This is a genomic window from Chryseobacterium sp. PvR013 (assembly GCF_017833095.1).
Lineage (GTDB): Bacteria > Bacteroidota > Bacteroidia > Flavobacteriales > Weeksellaceae > Chryseobacterium > Chryseobacterium culicis_A.
Window position 1 is genome coordinate 131,949 of sequence record NZ_JAFIBT010000001.1, and the last position, 20,578, is coordinate 152,526.

General features: G+C 34.3%; 16 protein-coding genes. All 16 read left to right on the top strand.

The window, feature by feature from the left end; all coding sequences use genetic code 11:
- The first annotated feature begins 1 nt into the window (after window position 1).
- Window positions 2–3,427 carry an RHS repeat domain-containing protein gene (locus tag JOE44_RS00560; RefSeq protein ID WP_209783874.1) on the top strand — a complete coding sequence of 1,142 codons (3,426 nt, stop codon included), beginning with the start codon at window positions 2–4 and terminating at the stop codon, window positions 3,425–3,427.
- Window positions 3,428–3,432: 5 nt separating this feature from the next.
- Window positions 3,433–6,924, top strand: coding sequence for a DUF6443 domain-containing protein (locus JOE44_RS00565; RefSeq protein ID WP_209783875.1), 3,492 nt, complete (start codon window positions 3,433–3,435; stop codon window positions 6,922–6,924).
- Window positions 6,921–7,340 carry a hypothetical protein gene (locus JOE44_RS00570; RefSeq protein WP_209783876.1) on the top strand — a complete coding sequence of 140 codons (420 nt, stop codon included), beginning with the start codon at window positions 6,921–6,923 and terminating at the stop codon, window positions 7,338–7,340. Before JOE44_RS00565 ends, JOE44_RS00570 begins: the two co-directional genes overlap by 4 nt.
- 237 nt (window positions 7,341–7,577) lie before the next feature.
- A complete protein-coding gene (locus JOE44_RS00575; protein WP_209783877.1) occupies window positions 7,578–8,009 on the top strand; it encodes a hypothetical protein in 432 nt (143 codons plus the stop codon).
- Window positions 8,010–8,026: 17 nt separating this feature from the next.
- Entirely contained in the window at window positions 8,027–8,497 is a 471-nt protein-coding gene (locus JOE44_RS00580; RefSeq protein WP_209783878.1) for a hypothetical protein, read from the top strand.
- Between the two features lie 394 nt (window positions 8,498–8,891).
- Window positions 8,892–9,302 (top strand): hypothetical protein, encoded by a 411-nt coding sequence (locus JOE44_RS00585; RefSeq protein WP_209783879.1) that lies wholly within the window; start codon window positions 8,892–8,894, stop codon window positions 9,300–9,302.
- A gap of 362 nt (window positions 9,303–9,664) precedes the next feature.
- The gene (locus JOE44_RS00590) at window positions 9,665–10,207 is read left to right on the top strand and encodes a peptidoglycan-binding protein LysM (RefSeq protein ID WP_209783880.1); all 543 of its coding nucleotides are present in this window, start codon (window positions 9,665–9,667) and stop codon (window positions 10,205–10,207) included.
- 204 nt (window positions 10,208–10,411) lie between these two features.
- Window positions 10,412–10,957 carry a peptidoglycan-binding protein LysM gene (locus tag JOE44_RS00595; protein ID WP_209783881.1) on the top strand — a complete coding sequence of 182 codons (546 nt, stop codon included), beginning with the start codon at window positions 10,412–10,414 and terminating at the stop codon, window positions 10,955–10,957.
- Between the two features lie 333 nt (window positions 10,958–11,290).
- The gene (locus tag JOE44_RS00600) at window positions 11,291–11,836 is read left to right on the top strand and encodes a peptidoglycan-binding protein LysM (RefSeq protein ID WP_209783882.1); all 546 of its coding nucleotides are present in this window, start codon (window positions 11,291–11,293) and stop codon (window positions 11,834–11,836) included.
- A gap of 226 nt (window positions 11,837–12,062) precedes the next feature.
- Window positions 12,063–12,608 (top strand): peptidoglycan-binding protein LysM, encoded by a 546-nt coding sequence (locus tag JOE44_RS00605; protein ID WP_209783883.1) that lies wholly within the window; start codon window positions 12,063–12,065, stop codon window positions 12,606–12,608.
- A gap of 227 nt (window positions 12,609–12,835) precedes the next feature.
- Complete coding sequence (locus JOE44_RS00610) at window positions 12,836–13,381, top strand: peptidoglycan-binding protein LysM (RefSeq protein ID WP_209783884.1); 546 nt, start codon at window positions 12,836–12,838, stop codon at window positions 13,379–13,381.
- Between the two features lie 80 nt (window positions 13,382–13,461).
- Window positions 13,462–14,262 carry an Fn3-like domain-containing protein gene (locus JOE44_RS00615; protein ID WP_245169666.1) on the top strand — a complete coding sequence of 267 codons (801 nt, stop codon included), beginning with the start codon at window positions 13,462–13,464 and terminating at the stop codon, window positions 14,260–14,262.
- Window positions 14,263–14,271: 9 nt separating this feature from the next.
- Window positions 14,272–17,076, top strand: a complete 2,805-nt coding sequence (locus JOE44_RS00620; RefSeq protein WP_245169667.1) for a hypothetical protein — start codon at window positions 14,272–14,274, stop codon at window positions 17,074–17,076.
- A 10-nt stretch (window positions 17,077–17,086) separates the two neighbouring features.
- A complete protein-coding gene (locus tag JOE44_RS00625; protein ID WP_209783885.1) occupies window positions 17,087–18,520 on the top strand; it encodes a hypothetical protein in 1,434 nt (477 codons plus the stop codon).
- A 493-nt stretch (window positions 18,521–19,013) separates the two neighbouring features.
- Window positions 19,014–19,748, top strand: a complete 735-nt coding sequence (locus JOE44_RS00630) for a HAMP domain-containing sensor histidine kinase (RefSeq protein ID WP_209783886.1) — start codon at window positions 19,014–19,016, stop codon at window positions 19,746–19,748.
- Window positions 19,748–20,392 carry a response regulator transcription factor gene (locus tag JOE44_RS00635; RefSeq protein ID WP_209783887.1) on the top strand — a complete coding sequence of 215 codons (645 nt, stop codon included), beginning with the start codon at window positions 19,748–19,750 and terminating at the stop codon, window positions 20,390–20,392. The genes JOE44_RS00630 and JOE44_RS00635 overlap by 1 nt, the downstream gene beginning before the upstream one ends.
- Window positions 20,393–20,578 lie beyond the last annotated feature (186 nt).

A 20,578-nucleotide genomic window follows, 5' to 3' on the forward strand; every position in this document is an offset into this window, starting at 1 on the left:
AATGAGAAAAATAACAACAACCATACTAGTAATAGCTTCTTTAAACAATATATTTGGACAAGGTAATCAGAGTCAATATGACGCCAGTTTAAAAAATGTACCAACTTCCCCGGAGATTGCCTTACTTGGAAGATTTGGAGATGTACCTGTGGGGCATTATACAGGAACGGCAGAAGTTTCAGTACCTATATATAATGTAAAGGTTGATAATATAGAAATTCCGTTAGCTTTAAGTTATCATACTTCAGGAATTAAGGTGGCAGACGAAGCTACTTGGGTAGGTTTAGGGTGGAATTTTATGCCGGAAGGAACTATTACACAGGAAATCCGAGGGAAAGAAGATTATTGGCTCAATGGAGGAGATGGTTTTGCTAATAATTCAGGATATAATATATTCAAAAGCCATTTTCCAACCCTTTATGCACAAAGCCAAATTTATCGATTCCAGTTTGGAAACCAAGGTTATAATACCGGAGGTATGATTAGTGTAAACCCTTCAGTTGATGATTCTGAGTATATTATTAATGACTTAAATCAAGGAAAGGGTCAACCTGATATTTTTACCTACAATTTTTATGGATATTCAGGTAAATTCTTTTTTAATCCGGAAAACAGCAATGAAATCCTTTTCATGGAAAGCAATGATGATTTAAAATTTTCTAAAGATTCTCAGGGTTGGATTGCCACGACCAATAAAGGTGATAAATTTTATTTTTATGCCATAGAAAAATCAAGATCTGGAGGTGCGGGCCTTTCAGTTGATGTTGGGTATACATTTAAGATATCAAAAATTGAATTGGTTAGTGGTAAAACTGTTGTATTCACGTATCAAGATGAAAGTATAAGTCAAGTATCCCCCGTGCGTGTTGCACATATCACAAACTTTACAAATTCAAGTGTAATAACAAACAATAATATTGTTAACAGTGAAAAAAAGACGTTAATAGGAATTGAGACTAATGATACCAAGATAGAATTTAATCTAAATAACAGAGAAGATATTCGTCCACAATCTTCTACAGCAATAAAGAGATTAGAATCTATTGATATCAAATCAAAATATTCTAATAAAAAGATCAAAAGTTATGTGTTGGGAACGTCATATTTTAATCCTTCTACAAGTGGTGCAGAGGAAGGATATAAAAATAAAAGATTAAAGTTAAATAGTGTTCAGGTAATTACTTATAGTGAGAGTGGTGTTCCCATTCAAAGTACCCCACCATATACATTTGAATATGACATGACAAATGTGATGCCTTCTAAAGTTTCAAGTTCAGATTTTTATGGATATAATAATGGCACAAATAGTACAGGTGAGCTTCTACCTGATTTGAGCTTTTTTGATTACTTAAATAAGGCTCCTTATAAAAATTATGGATTGAATGTTAATTATCCATACTATGGTGTTATGAGATACACAGTTCCTAATTATGTGACAACTTATATACTTAAGAAAATATCCTACCCTACCGGAGGACGTACTGAATTCGAGTACGAATCTAATACATTTTCCAATCAGTTTATTCCTACACCTTATCAGGCATCGTTAGCGAATAAAGATGTTAGTTTATCACACAGAGGAACAGAACCTGGCAATTCCCAATTTATGGTAAGTGCTCCTTTTAAGCTTACAAAACCAGAGAATATAAAATTTTATAATACTATTTATGATGGATATATGGGACCGCAATATCCTGAAGTACATTATGAACCTTATGCAATGTGGGATTGTAAAATAAAATTTATTAAAAGAAAGATGGTCAACGGACAGCCGGTTGAAAGTATTTTTAAACAATGGGCAATTGATGTTGGTGGACCCACTTTCGAGCAAACCCATTCACGTATTTGGGACGAAGAAGTGTCTGTTCCATACGATGATGATCCAACAGTAGAATATTACGTACGCGTTGAAAATCCACTTCAATATCGTAGTAATGATGGAATGCATCGGGCTATTGTATCAACTCGTTTTAGATATTATGATGATACAAATATTGATAAGTCTGTTTCATATGGAAATGGTGTAAGAATAAGGTCTATTAAAAACTATGAGAACAATGCCCTTCTATCTCATAAAGAATACAGTTACAATGGAGGGAAATTGATTTATAAATTTGAACCCTTGAACCTTATAAAGGGTGCCACATATAAAAGTCAACCAATGTATGTTTCGGGAGGGTGTTTCATTGAAAATGTATCTGTTTTTAATGATCTTTCAGTTAATTCCAGTGATTTTGGAATTGGTGGAAATAAGCCATTTGGTTATAGTGAAGTTATAGAGAAAGATATCAGTGTTACCGATGGAACATTCAAAGGCTTTACAAAATATTATTTTAAGAATACACCTTCTGAAACCTCTTTTATTAAAGGAACTCCAAAGATTGATATCCCTACCAATGGAGAGAATACTCTGATAGAGAAGTATGATCAGAATCAAAATATGCTCTCTTCTGCATTAATGGTTTATGATGATTTGCCTAATACTTATGGAGTATTTCCCTCCTTTAGTATAATAAATACTTCGACAGGTGTATATGATCCTAATAGCAATTCCTATCCATATTCTATCAATGGATGTGGTACAAATGGAACAGTCTATACAGGGAATTCAAGTATAAATCCCATAGCAACAACAAAATATCAATTTGTTTTCAATCCATTAGTTACAGGTAAAAGAAGATTAAAAACCACAATTAATACTTCTTATTTCGGTACTAAATCATTAGTTGAAAAAACTGAAATGTTATATACCGCTTCTGGTAATTTGAAGAATAAAGTTACCACAACAAGTGATGGTAAGATTATGACGACCAACTATGATTATGCAGGAGATTTGAGTAATACCCGATTAGTAAATAATGGAATGACGGGTATTCCTTTAAGGGTTTCTGTCAATTTGGATGGAACCTTTATTAATAAACTAGAAACTAAGTATGACAGTCTTTTGAACTTATTTCCCAGTTCTGTAGTCTCTACAGATTTACAAAGTACCCAATCCGTAGAAGTTACTTATGATTTATATGATTCTAAAGGTAATTTACAACAATACACTACAAAGAACGGACTTTCCACAGTAATTATCTGGGGATACAATCAAAGTAAACCTATTGCTAAAGTAGAAGGAGCAACATATGCTCAGATTGAGAATTACATTCCAGATATTATTAATGCTTCTAATATTGATGCTGCAGCTGTTGCAAACAATGATGAAACATCATTCCTATCTGTGTTGAATACTTTCAGAAACAATTTGACCAATTATCAAATTACTACTTACACTTATGATCCACTGGTTGGGGTAAGAAGCATCACTCCTCCATCAGGTATCAGAGAACGTTATATTTACGATGCTGCAGGTCGACTTGAAAAAGTCATTGATATGGATGGAAAAGTGTTAAAAGAAATGAAATACAACTATAAAAACTAATACCGTTGAAGAAACTCATAATTCCAATCGGTGCTTTGATGATATCAGGTTTTGTACAAGCCCAGTTAAGCACAACAGAAAACTATACATACAGTAAAACATATCTTGATTATGATTCCAATAACCAGCCTACCAAGACTGCAGAAACCGTTCAGTATTTTGACGGATTGGGCAGGCCTAAACAAGTTGTTAATATAAAAGCATCTCCTACAGGAAAAGATCTGGTAACAACAATTCCTTATGATGGATTCGGAAGGCAAGTGGATACCTGGCTTCCCGCGCCCATGAATACATTAAATGGCGGAATTCAATCAGGAACAGAGGGAGCAGCTCAAACTTATTATGGTGATAATACTCCTTTTACGCACAAAAACTTAGAAAATTCACCTCTGGATAGGATTTTCGAACAAAAACAAGTAGGAACAGCATGGAGCTCAAAGCCTGTGAAGTTTGACTATAATACAAATGCAGATGGTGAGGTGAAGAAGTATAATGCCGTTTTCAACTATAATACTTTTGAAACACTCATTACAGTTTCTACACCTTATGTAGCTAATCAATTGTATAAAAGAACAGTAACGGATGAGGATGGAAATAAAACTATAGAATTTAAAAATGGTAAGGATCAGATTGTGCTGGTAAGAAAAATGCTGAGTGCAACTGAAAGCACAGACACTTACTATGTTTATAATAATTATGATCAATTAGCATATGTTTTATCTCCCAAAGCAGCAGATCTTATTAAAAATCTGACTCCCGGAGTATCAGTTCCGGATACAGTGCTGAACAATCTTTGCTATCAGTATAAATATGATGGGAGAGGAAGACTGGTAGAAAAAAAGCTTCCTGGCAAAGGCAAGGAATTTATAATATATGACAAGCAAGACAGAATTGTAGGAACTCAGGATGCCGAACTAAATAAAAAAGGGCAATGGCTATATACTCAGTATGATAAGTTTGGAAGAGTTGTTATTACTGGAATAGCTACCGGAGGAGACCGGAATGCAGAGCAACTATTAGCTGATGGTTCTGGAAATATGTTAAGGAATAGTTCAGTTGTTTTTAACAGGCAGGGAATGGATGTTTTTTACGATCCGGATATTACCTATCCTCATGCTTCTAAATGGGTTACTTTATTATCAGTAAATTATTATGATTCATATCCTCAATATAGCTTTAATCCATCTGTTTTATCTGTTTTGGGAGAACCGGTACTTACCGAAATTCTTACTGCAGATGGAAGAAGCACTAAAGGGTTTCCCGTTATGAGCTTTGTAAAGAATATTGAAGATGATAACTGGACTAAGAATTACACGTATTATGATACTAAAGGACGAGTAATTGGAAAACATTCTATCAACCACCTGGGAGGTTACACCCGAACAGAATCTAAACTGGATTTTGCAGGACTCCCCAAGCAAACTATTACCAGACATAAGAGATTAGAAACAGATACTGAAAGAATTATCACAGAAAACTTTGAGTATGATAATCAGAACAGACTTGTGGTACACAAGCACCAGGTTGACAGTAACCCTGTAGAATATCTGGTTCAAAACACCTATAACGAAATTTCCCAGTTAGAATCAAAAAAAGTGGGAGGAATTGCTGCCGGGGCTCCACTTCAGCAGATGGATTATAAGTATAACATCAGAGGTTGGTTGACAAAAATCAATGATCCTGGGAATCTGAACGGAAAGCTGTTTGGTTATGAAATAAAATATCAAAATCCATCAAATCCTCAAAGCACAGGTAAGTTCAATGGTAATATTGCTGAAATTGACTGGAATAACGGATCGGAAAATCTTTTAAAGCGTTATAATTATGAATATGACGGTCTGAACAGATTAACCAATGCGTTTTATAAAGAACCATCTACAGGGAACACAGGTTATTTTGATGAATATCTCAGCTATGATGTTAATGGTAATATCAACACACTAAAAAGAAATGCCGCTCCTATATCACAAGGGACTACTTTTGTACAGGTGGATGATCTTAGCTATCAATATACGGGAAACCGTTTAGATAAAGTAATAGAATCAGCAATGAATGACACGGGATATGAAGGTGGAAATAATATGATTGACTATGATCTGAACGGAAATATGAATACTATGCTTGATAAAGGGATTCATGGTATAGTTTATAATTATCTCAATTTGCCGGATAACTTTTCAATTACTCAGACCAATGCTGTGGGTGAAATTAATAATTTTGGATTGAATTATCTTTATAAAGCAGATGGTACAAAAATCCGTAAGACTTACACAAGCGGAGGAGGGAGAGGAAGTACAACAATTACAACAAATATAACGGATTATTTAGATGGTTTTCAATATGGCTTTTCAGAGACTACCATTTGTCTTTGGTGCAGAACAAGTGTCGCTTATGAGCAGGCAGCTTTTAAAAATGAAAATGAGGTGAATGGCATAAAGCCGATTAAACCTCAGTGGATACTTGATTTTGTATCTACGGCAGAAGGTTTTTATAGTTTTACAGAAAACCGCTATATTTATCAGTATAAGGATCACCTTGGAAACAGCAGGGTAAGTTTTGCCAAAGGCAATACAGGAACTGTTGAAATAACCGATACCAATAATTATTATGCATTTGGAATGAACCATATTGGAACGAATAAAGGATTATTGGGAGGTTATAAAAATTACAAATACAACGGTAAGGAACTACAAGAAACTGGGATGTACGATTATGGAGCAAGGTTCTATATGGCAGATCTTGGTAGATGGGGAGTTGTTGATCCTTTGTCGGAAAAACATAGAAGGCATAGCCCATATAACTACGCTGTCAATAATCCAATTTTGTTTATCGATCCTGATGGTAGGGATATTAGATTTGGTAATAATATTTACTCCTATCAAAAAGATAGAGATTATAGTAAAATTGAAAATGAGTTTGATCGAAATGTGTATAAGGCACTAGATTATTTATATTCTCAGGAAGCTCTCAATATTACTATTGGAGAAGGAAAAGATGCTACAACTGTTAATGTTATGGATTTTATGATCAATGATAAAAAAAATACCTTTACAATTTTAGAACAAACAGAGAACGGTAAAAAAAATGAATATGATCCCAATACCAAATCTGTGAAATTTAACCCATTAGAAGGTATCAGATTCAGGAAAGATGGTACCAAATCAACTTTAGAAGAAGGAAATATAGGTTATAATAGTCCATCTTCAAGATTAGGGCATGAAATACTACATGGATTTAATCATCTTTCAAATCCAAATAAATATCGAGAGCGAAATCAAAATAAATACGAAGGAAAGGCTGAAAAGTCAATTTGGACACCGGACAAAAGAAATATTGGATTTACAGATGAAGAAGAAGAGTACAATACTGTAAATTTAGGGAATCAAATGAATCAGAAACTGAATGAGGATAAAAGAACTAATTATGGAATAATAATTTACCAAGTAGAAAGTGTTACATCAACAAAAATTAAACCACCAACAGAACCAAAACCATGATCAAAGTTAAATATTCCATACTATTGATATTATTAGCAATTACTACATCTTGCAGAAATCAAAAAATGGTATTAATATATTCTAAAAATATCGTTCATAATAGTAAATATGTCATAGCTTCCGATTTAAAATATTTTTTTTCAAATAAAAGTGATATAAATAGGGTTTGTCTTAGGAATGAAAAACTAAACCTTAAGGTAGAAGAAATTAAACAAAAGATTATAACAAAAAATCAAATTATTACTCCTGATGATAGTTATTACGTGTTTGCATTTATTATTAAAAAAGATACATTATTTGCAGACGACAGATTAGAATTTTGGAGGTATGGAGATAGGGGTGTTTATTTTAAACTCGATGATTTTGAGAAAAAAAAAATACTAAAGCATTATAAAATTCATCCTGATCAATGGTAGATTGTACAGGTGAATTTTTTCTTTTCTTAGAAGTGCGTGAGCTGCTTTATAAATCTTACTGCCGCACGAAATATAAAGATTACTATCTTCTAAGAAAGTCCTCAATATTCTATTTCTCAGAGCTGTTATTAGTACCTTGAAGTTAATATAAAAATCATGCTTTATCGGGTTATTATTTATAGCAAGTCTTATTAGTCTGTGGTATTTACTTTTAATTTTTTAAACAAAGAAATAAGTATGAGAAAATTAGTTTCATTTTGCCTATTGTTTTTTTTATTATCTTGTCATATTAAAAATATTGACTCAGATTTTTCAAAACCCGTAAAAATAGTAAGATTTATGGGAGTTGATAGTTATTCTTCTAATATTAATCCCCAAATATTTTGGAGCCAAAATGATGAACATATGTATTTATTTATGAATAAGGCTGCTTTTCTCTCTGAGATAGAATCTTATAAAGAATTACCGAAAAGCACACTGCAAGAGTATATCTATGCATTTATAACTGCAAAAAGAGATACAATATATTCTGACTACAATTTAAAATCATGGATATTAATTAGAAACAAAAGAGAAAAATATTACTATGATGAACAAGGTAAAACTGCTGAATTTTTAAAAAGAACCTATCCTTTTTTTAGAGAATGTTCATATATGCCTAATAAATAAGTATTGCTTACATTTATATGATCTTCAGGCTTATCGTTTCTAAAACAATAGATATAAGAATAAGTTATTTAATAATATTTTTATTTCCATTCGTTTTTATTGGTTGTTCCACAGTTAAAACCTCTGAGAAATATGGTGCAGAGATAGATGTTGTTGATAATGTGCGCTCAAGAGTACTAATTGAAAAATTTAATACATATGATAAAAATAAATCATTTTTAATTTTTACATCCGAATTTAAGAATGTAATAACAGTTAAAAACGGAGACAGTTTAGTTATTAATAAAAATGCTGAAACCACATCAATGTTAGGGTTTACCACTGCTTGTATAATTTTTAATAATAAAGATGTTATAATTATTATTGATAATAAGAAGGAGATCAAATTAAATGAAGTACAATTGCCAAAATATAAGTTTATTTATGTGGGAAAGGATAAAAATCATTATATAATTGAATATACAAACCATGCCAAATCCTTTCTATAAAACTAATTCATAATTAAGTTCTCTGTTTTATGCAGTTAAGCGGTGAGGTAGGTATAATAAACTAATTTCTTATCAAAGTAAAATAAAAAAGAGGCGCTACTTGTATTAAAGTGGCGCCTTTTTGTGACATTGACGAGCATATCTTCAAACAGATGATTGGGTTCGTTTGAGTCAAATTAAAAAAGAATTGCAAAGTTCATTTTTATGGAGTATTTTTAATAGTTCGGGATTTAATTATAATATAGATTTTGAAAGAGAAATTTTACAATGGTATCTAGCAGCTAACAATAGGAATGTTTGCATCGAAGACAAGGAAACACAATAATTACAGATGAAAATTCTGGACATAGATGGAATGAAATCAGAAAACAGGTCTAAAAGTTAATCATGCAATATGGAGATAAGAATAATATATATATCAAAGATTAATTATGATTGTTATTTTTGTGGTAATTGTTGGAAAATAGTTTACGAAGGTAAAACCACAAATATTACTATGAATAATTTCTATGGTCATCCTTTTTATATAATTTTTGAAAATATAGAAACGGTGAGTCAACAGTTAAAAATGTTAATTAATAAAGATAATATATTACTTTCTGATATTTTTCCTCTAGAACTCATCTTGAAAGATATTATTGATCACGATCAAGGTTACTGGTTAAATTTATGTTTATATTTTATTATTAAAATGGAATGTTTAAACAGTAATATTATACAGCTTTTGACTACAACTCAAAATAATAAAAACTTTAGTCAAGAATTAAGGCATAAAATAAGAAAAGTTATACTTCTTAATAACTAAGTATGTGATATAAGAGATCGTGCTTAAAGGCAAAAAATAGAATTTGCTGCAAAGAGTTGGTAATTTCATCGGGGAAAATTCCTTAGGCATCACAATACTGTTAACTAGATTCATTATTCTTACAGTACTTACACTAATTCCATGATTTCAGCGACAAATCTACATTTGCCCCATTGGAGCTCTATAATTGTAATAAGAATTAATGCTATCAGATTGAGTATCTGTGAACTGTATGGTGGTAATACTCAATCAATGATGAAAAAGTCTTTGGTAATGTCAGATAATGTTATTAAATTTATAAATAGTTCTGAATTTTGAATTCTGAATGACAATAGTATTACACCTCACTAAATTTATTAATCATGAAAAAGCAAATCTTTATCATTGCGCTGTCTCTGGGAGCAATTGCCTTAGGAACCAACCAGGTTAGGGCACAAAATTCAGAGCAGGTGAGTACATCAGTAAATATTATTTTATCGGACGTTATTGCAATGGACGTTGGCTCTGTTGCTTCAGAAGGTACTGTAGATTTTAATTATGGGAGCACTAAAGACTATAATTCATCAAAAAATGTGACCGTTCCCAACAGTTTAGTCATTATTTCCTCTAAAAATTTTGATGTAAAAGTAAAATCTGAAGGCGCCCACTTTGTAAGTGGTGCCAACGTAATTCCTGTAAATGTATTACAGGTAAAAGCAATACCGGGCGGAAGTTTGGTGGGAACCCTGAATGAGGTCACTTTATCTACAACTGATCAGGTGCTGGTGAGTAATGCAAGTTTAGGAACTAAACAGTCTTTAAATATTGCATACTCTATTTCGGCAGAAAATGCCTCTAAGGTCCTGCTGGGAAAACCACAGGGAACCTACACACAAAAAATAACTTATACTGCCACTGCATTGTAAGTAAATACCAATTCTTAAATGGAAAAGCCCTCAATACTACAAAAGTATTGAGGGCTTTTTTATTGATCATATGAATAAACCCTGTAGTGATTTTACTACATGAACTTCCTTTTTCCACTACAAAGAAACTTTTATCACCGCTGTAGATTTGCAGTATACAAAAGAGAATAATTAAATAAAAAATAACAATAAAATAATACTGCCATGACAAAACAAATAGTAATCACAGCCTTAACTTTTGGAGCAATGATATTAGGAACTAACAATGTTCAAGCTCAAAATACAACTGCAACGACAACTGTAAACATTACTTTGAACGATGTAATTTCTATCGATGCAGGAAGTACAGCAATTGGTAATACGGTAGATTTTAATTACGTTACTGCAGCAGACTACAACTCTGATCAGACCATTACTAAAGCTAACTCTTTGAAAGTTACTTCCACGAAGAACTTTAATGTTAAAGTAAAAGCAGGAGGTCCTAATTTTATGAATGGAACGAACTTAATCCCTGTAAATGTTTTAACAATCAAAGCAGCTACGGCTGCCGGAACAATGGGCGGAACAAAAAATGTCGTAGTTTTATCTGCAGCGGATCAAACTTTAGTAGCCAATGCTCCTCTTGGAAGTGCCTTAACACTGAATTTGGATTACACCATTCCAGCGGCAAAATCATCTTCTTCTGATATTTTAGGTAAACCGGCTGGAACGTATACGCAAACAGTAACTTATACTGCAACAGCTTTATAAATTAAATTTTTCATATTAATATTTTGTGATTTGGTGTTTCGAAGGCTTCCTCAGGAGGCCTTTGATTTTGTATCTATTGTACCCATATAGATAAAATTCAAAATCCGGGAATTTATATTACGACAGCTTTATAATAGAAATAACAATTAATATACGCCCTCAACACTTTCTAAGTGTTGAGGGTTTTTTATTTAAACCCAATGAGTAACCCTGTAGTGATTTTACTACACGAACTTCCTTTTTCCACTACAAAGAAACTTTTATCACCGCTGTAGATTTGCAGTATACAAAAGATAACAATTAAATAAAAAATAACAATAAAATATTACCATCATGAAAAAACAAATCGTAATCACAGCCTTAACTTTTGGAGCAATCATATTTGGAACTAATAATGTTCAAGCTCAAAATACTACAGCAACGACAACTGTAAACATTACTTTGAACGATGTTATCTCTATCGACGCAGGAAGTACTGCCATTGGTAATACAGTAGATTTTAACTACGTTACTGCAGCAGACTATAACTCTGATCAGACTATTACTAAAGCTAACTCTTTAAAAGTTACTTCTACAAAGAACTTTAATGTTAAAGTAAAAGCAGGAGGTGCTAATTTCATGAATGGAACCAACTTAATCCCTGTAAATGTTTTGACAATTAAAGCAGCTACGGCTGCCGGAACAATGGGTGGAACAAAAAATGCCGTAGTTTTATCTGCAGCGGATCAAACTTTAGTAGCCAACGCTCCTCTTGGAAGTGCATTAACACTGAATCTGGATTACACCATTCCAGCAGCGAAATCATCATCTTCTGATATTTTAGGTAAACCGGCCGGAACTTATACGCAAACAGTAACTTATACAGCGACTGCTTTATAATAAAAAAACACATCAATTTTCATAATAAAAAAAACACATCAATATATATGCCCTCAATACCTGGAAAGTGTTGAGGGTTTTTTATTTAAACTAATGAGTAACTCTGTAGTGATTTTACTACATGAACTTCCTTCTTCCACTACAAAGAAACTTTTATCACCGCTGTAGATTTGCAGTATACAAAAGATAACAATTAAATAAAAAATAACAATAAAATATTATCATCATGAAAAAACAAATCGTAATCACAGCCTTAACTTTTGGAGCTATTATATTAGGAACTAGCAATGTTCAAGCTCAAAATACAACAGCAACGACAACTGTAAACATTACTTTGAACGATGTGATCTCTATCGACGCAGGAAGTACTGCCATTGGTAATACAGTTGACTTTAACTACGTTACTGCAGCAGACTATAACTCTGATCAGACAATTACTAAAGCTAACTCTTTAAAGGTTACTTCCACAAAGAACTTTAATGTTAAAGTAAAAGCAGGAGGTGCTAATTTCATGAATGGAACCAACTTAATCCCTGTAAATGTTTTGACAATCAAAGCAGCTACTACTGCCGGAACAATGGGCGGAACAAAAAATGCTGTAGTGTTATCTGCAACGGATCAGAATTTAGTTACAAATGCCCCATTAGGAAGTGCCTTAACACTGAATCTGGACTACACTATTCCAGCAGCAAAATCATCATCTTCTGATATTTTAGGGAAGCCAGCCGGAACTTATACACAAACAGTAACTTATACAGCGACTGCTTTATAATAAAAAAAACACATCAATTTTATAATAAAAAAAACACATCAATATATATGCCCTCAATACCTGGAAAGTGTTGAGGGTTTTTTATTTAAACCTAATGAGTAACTCTGTAGTGATTTTACTACACAAACTTCCTTCTTCCACTACAAAGAAACTTTTATCACCGCTGTAGATTTGCAGTATACAAAAGAGAATAATTAAATAAAAAATAACAATAAAATATTACTATCATGAAAAAACAAATCGTAATCACAGCCTTAACTTTTGGAGCTATTATATTAGGAACTAGGAATGTTCAAGCTCAAAATACAACAGCAACGACAACTGTAAACATTACTTTGAACGATGTCATCTCTATCGACGCAGGAAGTACTGCCATTGGTAATACAGTAGATTTTAACTATGTTACTGCAGCAGACTATAACTCTGATCAGACCATTACTAAAGCTAACTCTTTAAAGGTTACTTCCACGAAGAACTTTAATGTTAAAGTAAAAGCAGGAGGTGCTAATTTCATGAATGGAACCAACTTAATCCCTGTAAATGTTTTGACAATTAAAGCAGCTACTGCTGCTGGAACAATGGGCGGAACGAAAAATGCTGTAGTTTTATCTGCAACGGATCAGAATTTAGTTACAAATGCCCCATTAGGAAGTGCCTTAACACTGAATCTGGACTACACTATTCCAGCAGCGAAATCATCATCTTCTGATATTTTAGGGAAGCCAGCCGGAACGTATACGCAAACAGTAACTTATACTGCAACTGCTTTATAATAAAATTTTTAGTTTGTAAAGGTTCATTTTGCTATGTTTTCAGTAGTTTTGGGAATCTTTATAATTAAACTATTTACACCATGCACAAGTTTATTCACCTTTTCATTTTCTTAATCGTTACGGGATCTTCTTCGCTTCTGGCACAAAGTATCTCTATGTCGCCCACACGCTTGTTTTTCACAGGTAATCCGGGAGAAAAAGTAACAAAGACAGTCACGCTTCAAAACAGCTCGGATAAGGATTATGTTTTTAATCTCAACTATAAAGATTGGGCTAGAGAAGAAGACGGAAATAAGGTTTATCTTGAAGCAGGCAGTTCAAAAACTTCCAATGCTTCCTGGGTGTCCACCTTAGAAAATGCTGTAACAGTTCCTGCGAAAAGTACAAAGGAGATTGTAGTAACCATGCAGATTCCGGCAAACGCATCACAATCTGCCGTTACGAACAGCATGTTATTTTTTACCCAACTTCCTCAGCAGGCAGATAAGGCACGTGTTCAGAATGGAATAGGTATTATCACCTTATTTGAAGTGGGACTTCACATTTTTTATACTCCACCGGGAAACCATGTGAAAAGTTTGGATATTACCAATATTTCAGAAGCGAGTAATGAGAATGCAGGGAATAGAAAAGTTGCAGTAAGCATCCATAATGATGGAAACACCATCAATGATGCCACCGTTGCTTTTGAACTCACTAACACAGACAGTGGTAAGGAAATAAAATTACCTGCAATTTCCATTTCCATGCTTCCGGATACTCATCAGGTTGTTCAGTTTTCTTTACCAGAGAACATTTCAGGGAACTTCCTTGGCGTGGTTATTATCAAAATGGCAGAATCCAATGATTTACGCGTAGGCGAAAAAAACTTTAAATTTTAAAATTAAGCTTTGAAACCACAGAATGGAATATCGTTATCGGTCTTAAGAAGAACAATCTTATTTTTTGTATTTGTTCTTCTGAACTTCTCGTGGGCCTTTGCACAGGAAAAGAAGGATATACAAATCCATTTTGAAAATGACAGTGTAGCTGTTGAGAAAGGTTCTACTTTTACTAATTTCCTGGTCATTGAGAATAAAAGTTCTGAAGACATTATCATTCAGAATATCATGCCTCAGGAAAACTATCCGGGATTGCTTTTTTATCCCAAAAATGACTTTATCTTAGGTGCGGGGCAGTCTAAAAATCTTCCTGTGAAACTGATCGCCAACGTAGATTTTATGAAACTGAGATCCAATGAAATTCAATTTAAGGTTTCGTATACCACTCGAACGGCCACCAAAACTGAAAGTGCCGCGTTCTTTGTTGCTAAAGGTGAGAACAAAAACATCGCCATCTATACGGCCACCTACGAAAATTTCATTAACCCTGCTTTGCCGCAATCTTCAATTCTGCTGACTGTAGAAAACCAAGGGTATAGTAAACGAACCGTTAAAATTGATCTGCAATCTATTCCTGACGGCTTGGAAATTTTGCCAAAACAACAAACTGTATCTCTGGAAGGTTTGGAAAAACAAACGGTTGAGATCAAAATTGTGGTCAGAAAACAGAATACGCTTTATCCGGAATTTAATATTAATGCAATCGTCACAGACCTGCTTGATAATAAAATTGTGGGAAGCAATACCCTCTACTTAGTTGTTTTATCGCACAACAGACAAATTGCCCGTGGAAACGAAGCGGCGAGCGGAAGTAATTTTGCGGAAATGAGCTATAATGAAAACAGTTCACGTCTTAATTTTCTTCAATTGAGGGGAAACACAGCATTTCGGGTAACTGAGAATTTGAAATCGCGCTTCAATATCGGGGCAGATTACTATCTTGAAGACGGCCGTTATAACCTGTATGATACCTGGTTGGAACTGGAGAGAAAAAATACGGTGTTACGCCTGGGAAATGTTAATAGCAGCGATTACGATTATCCGGTTTTCGGAAGAGGAGGGAAGGTCTCTACCAAATTTGGTGAAAATAATCAGATTGAAATTCTTGCCCTGGAAAATAATTATAATCTGTACGGTACTTATTTCCAACAAACAGAAGGATCTACCATGGCGGGCGCAAAATATGCTTTTGGGAATGCTAAATCTTTCAATGGGAAAGTGTCCTATATTTTCGACCATGATCCGCGCCTTAACGTAGATACGCAGGTAGCGAACGCAGTATCAGCATTGTTAATTAACGATAAACACACCATCCGCACGGAGGTGGGCCTGAGTCACGAAAAAGGTCTTTTGAACAAAGATGAAAACGCAGGAGCTTCCATGGGAGCCAATTACGATGGGAAAATAGGGAAATGGGATATACAATCTTTCAATTCCTTTGCTACCAAAAGTTATGCAGGAATCAAACGGGGATCCTTTTTCTCAAATCAGAGGATTGGCCGTCAATTTTCTGCTGCTCAGCGTGCTTTTATACAATATCAGAATTCGCAGGTAGAACCTGAGTTCCTGAGTTTCCAGAGTGAATCAAACCAACCTGGGAATACCTCTAATTTACGTTATTATTTCAACAGTACAGAAGCGTTGGGATTAGGGTATCAGTTTTCTTTAAGAAAGTGGAATTTTTTACTGTCTCCAAAGGTTGAAAAACAAAAAACAGCTAATTTTTACACATCGCAGGAACTTTTTTCATACCGTTTGGAAGCCAACATCAGCACTACATTAGGTGCGCATGGATTGAACCTGACAGCGGAATATTCTTATTCAAAAGAGAATGATAACCCAGAGTGGTTCAACAGTTTGAAGACAACTTTGTCTTACAGATATAAATCATTCTCTCTCAACGGAACAGCTCAATGGAACGCAACCAGTGTTTTTGATTTAAACTCTTATTATGATGTAAACCGTAATTTCGCCAACTACAATGTATACGCATCATATAATTTCCAGATGTTTAGTCATAATCTGACTGGATCTTTTTCAGCCGGAGCTTTCTATTCGGAACTTTATAAAAATTTAAACAGCAATATCACCGGTAATCTGGAATATAAGATTTCGTCTTCATGGTCTACCACAGGGTATTTTAATCTTTCCGGTTATAAATCTACGGCTGAATATGCAAGCAGTGGAAGTTATTACCAGTACAGAGTGGGGATTAAAAAATATTTTACCACAGCTACAGCTCTCGGAAATCATAAAGTGGCGTTCCAGTTCTTTGAAGATAAAAATTTCAATGGACTTCTGGAATCCGGCGAATCGGTACTTGCTAATGAAATTGTAAAACTGGACAATTATGTAGCGATGACGGATAAGAATGGAAAAGTAGTTTTTCAGAATGTGCCTGAAGGTACTTACACACTGAAAGTGAATGAAAGTGCGGGTGCCCGATTGATGATGGATCCTGTCATTATGGTGCATGCCAATATTAACCGTAAAGTAGGCTTGGTAAAAAATATTAAGGTAAGTGGGAAATTAACAGAGATCAGGCAAGCCTACGATGTTTTGGAAACGGATGTAACCGGAATAGTAGTGTATGCCAAAAGTGAAGATGGTATGATCTATACTGCCGTGGTTAACCAAAAAAATGAGTTTGAGTTTTTCTTGAAAGATGGGAAATACAACCTCTATATTGAAAATGACAAATACAGCTATACGCAGCCTACCCAAACTATTCAGGTGACAAAAGAAGGGTACTCAAAAACTGTGGTTTTTGAATATAAGAAGAAAGACACCACCATTAAGGTGAAAAAGTTTTAAATTTAAAAGTATGAAAAAGATGAGGTCTTTTCTAATAGGAATTTTTACTGTGTTCTGTGGGGCTACAGTCATGAAAGCTCAGGATGTGTACCTGTCGGTTCCTGACAATACTATTTTTAACAGGAGCGAATTTACTTCAGTACCTACAAGGGTAATGACGAACGCCAACAGAACCAACTGGGATTATGCCTTTTTGGGATTACTCCCAACAGCTCCTACATTTACCTCTGTTTCCGGGCCCAATTTTACTCACTCTTCTTCCTCACTTACTTTGCCCGGTTCCACGCTTCTGTGGCAGTTGGAAAGTATGGGAGGACAGATGCCTTCTACTGGATTTTCAGGTTATTTGCCAGGTTTTCAGTCGTTCAGTACAAGCGCTGTAAGATGGTTTGAACCGCCATCCATCAGTCTTGGAGGAGGATTCAACCGGGGAAATATCAATTTTACCTTTAAAATTCCTGCCTCACAATTTAGTGCCAATGCCTTCCGGGCCGGGAATTACTCCATGGATATCACTCAGAATTATAATGACTTCACACCACGTAATTTTAAAACAATTTTAGTCATTCCTTCAGCTATAAAATGGGTTGCAAACTCTTTAACAAAATACATAGAAATCTCTTCTTTGAATGACTACCGCAGTACAAGCACGCAGGTGTGGGATTTGGGGAATACAGAAATTGCAAATACGGTTGATTTTAATTTTTGGGCGAAAGCTGCTGCCACAAACATTCAGTTCACGTCCTCTAAAGGTGTTCCGGGAACCAGAAATATAGCAAGCATTAAATTGGGTAGTAACGGATCTTCACTCACAACCAAAGCTTTATCTTCCGATTTTCAGAATTTTTCCGCGGCTAATTTCAGTGTCGTAGCAGGAAACAGAACCAACTTCATTCCGCAGCTTTATGTGTCTGCGGAAGATTTTAAAAACTTCTTTTTTGAAGCCGGAACTTATACGTTTGATTTGAACTTCAATGCAAGCAGTACAGATAACTCAATTAACAGTTTGCAAAATACGGCTGTTCAGCTAAAGGTGCTTCCTCTGTCAGAGATCACCATCCCGAGTTCCGGGCGCAATGTAAACTTCAATTTTAATACCGCTGCCCATTACACTGATGGTCAGTCACAAATGATTCCCAACCAAATTATGTTGTCCAATAATGAAAATTTTGAGCTCTATGTAAAATCGGACGAAAATTATTTTAAGAAAGGTGGTTTACAGACCAGCATCAATTCAAATATTTTACAAATTGGCATAGATGGGAGTGCTGTAAATGTTCCTTTATCCAAAACTCCTCAGAAAATACTCTTTAACGGAGCTCCGGTTTTGGACCGTGGATTGAACGTAAGATACACCATACCACCTGCGGGTGCCCAAAGTTTGGTAGGGAAGGAAAATACTACTTACTCTATTAATGTTTATTATAGCTTTACGGCAATTTAACAGTACTTTCTGAAACAGGTTCTCCTTATGGACCACTTTAATAGCAATAATCAATTTCCGGATCATCAGAATATTGATAAATTAACTGCATGAGAAAAATTCAGAAGCTGTTTGAATTAAATTTTATGAGTTAGTCTCCTGATCTTTGCTATGACAATAACAACATTGGCATTTTCTGTTTTTCTTTCATCATCTTTGGAACTTCTTCTGGTATTAAGAGTTCATAAGATGATTTTCTCAACAATTCAGCGCTTTTCATGAATTTCAACTTTGCCTTTTTGGGCAATCTGGATTTTATTAAGATAAAATATGGGATTTACTATTTCAAGTAAATCCCATTTGATTTTTTACTAATACGATATTTTTTATAACTTGCCAGTTCCTGGAGAAAGGCTTGAACCGGATGTTTTATTCGCATTAAAAAATATAACTCTTTCTGCCTTTTTCCAAAAAAATAATTCAAAAAGCTTCTAAAACCTTTGATACTTAATTTATGAATGATTTTATCAACGAACTCCAATTAAAAATCGAAAGACTGGAAAACGAAATCAATTTCAAGAACGGACTGATCTCGATATTGTCTCATGACCCAAAAGAACTGTTTGGAACTTTTCTATGGCTTATAGAAGAGTTAGAGCAAAAGACTTTAAGTGAGGAAGATTTTTTTAAGTTGTTGCCACAGGTAAAACGAGATGCCCAGAAGAATCTGCAAACGATCCAGGACAGTAATGCCTGGCTAAAAACACAATATGGGGATTTTAAGATTAAACCCGTTAAAATCATGGTGATGGATCTTTTTCACTATTTAGAAGAAAAATACGCGGCTAAATTAAAAGAAAAAAACATTCAATTTTATTTTAAAGGAGACCACAATGTATTTCTTACAAGCGATCGCCTGTTGCTCGAATATGTTTTAGACAAGATTTTTAACAATGCAGTAAAGTACTCCTTTGCGGGGCAAGATATTTATTTACAGGCAACTACAGAAGGTGATCAGGTTGTGCTTTCTGTCATTGATTCCGGAACAGGAATAGAGGAGAAGTATTTATCTACCATCTACAATTATGGTAGTCCCATATTCCTGGGAACTGCTGGCGAGAAAGGAGTTGGATTAAGTTTGAAAATTGTAAAAAATTTTATATCCTTGCTGAAGGGAAACATCCAAATTACTTCCGCTGAAAATAAAGGTACTACGGTTTCTCTTTTTTTACATAAAATTATAGAATAATGGGTTTAAAAGCAAGCACTCGCATTGTTGTAGCAGATGATCATGGTATCGTTCGGATGGGTTTGATACAAACAATCAAACGATTCATACCCGATGCCATAATTTCAGAAGTAGAAGATTATAAATCGCTGTACAAATTAATTCTGAAAGAAGAATTTGATCTGGCCATTATGGATGTTAATATGCCTAATGGTTCTGTTCAGGAAGCAATAGATTACATAAAAATTCACCAACCTGAATTAAAAGTTCTCATATTTTCTTCACAGGATGAAGAGTTGTATGGGATGCGTTATCTAAAAATGGGTGCTGGTGGCTATCTCAGCAAGCTAAGTTCCACTGAAGTCATTGAGACGGCTTTAACGGCGATGCTCAGTAAGGGCCGATATGTCAGTGACAACATAAAAGAAGCAATTTTTTTAGAATCATTAAATGGTGTGACAAAAAATTCTCCCTTTGAAGCATTATCAGACCGCGAATTGCAAATTGCCAATAAGATTGCAGAAGGTCTTCCCCTCAAAGAAATTTCAAATCAACTGAATCTCCATTCATCAACGATCAGTACTTACAAAAACAGGTTGTTTGAGAAGTTGAAAATACGATCCGTACCCGAATTGGTGGAGATTCTTAGGCTATATAATCAGTAGATATTTTACCATAAAAAATTGGATTGTGTTTCATTGGAATTACGCAATATGTTGAATCAAAAATAAAATAAATGGCGCCAACTAAAGTGGGTGCCATTTTGCTTTTTGCAAACAGGGTGAGCGTATCTTCAAACACTTTTATAGATAATTGGTTTCGTTTGAGCTAAATTAAACAAAATGTGTACT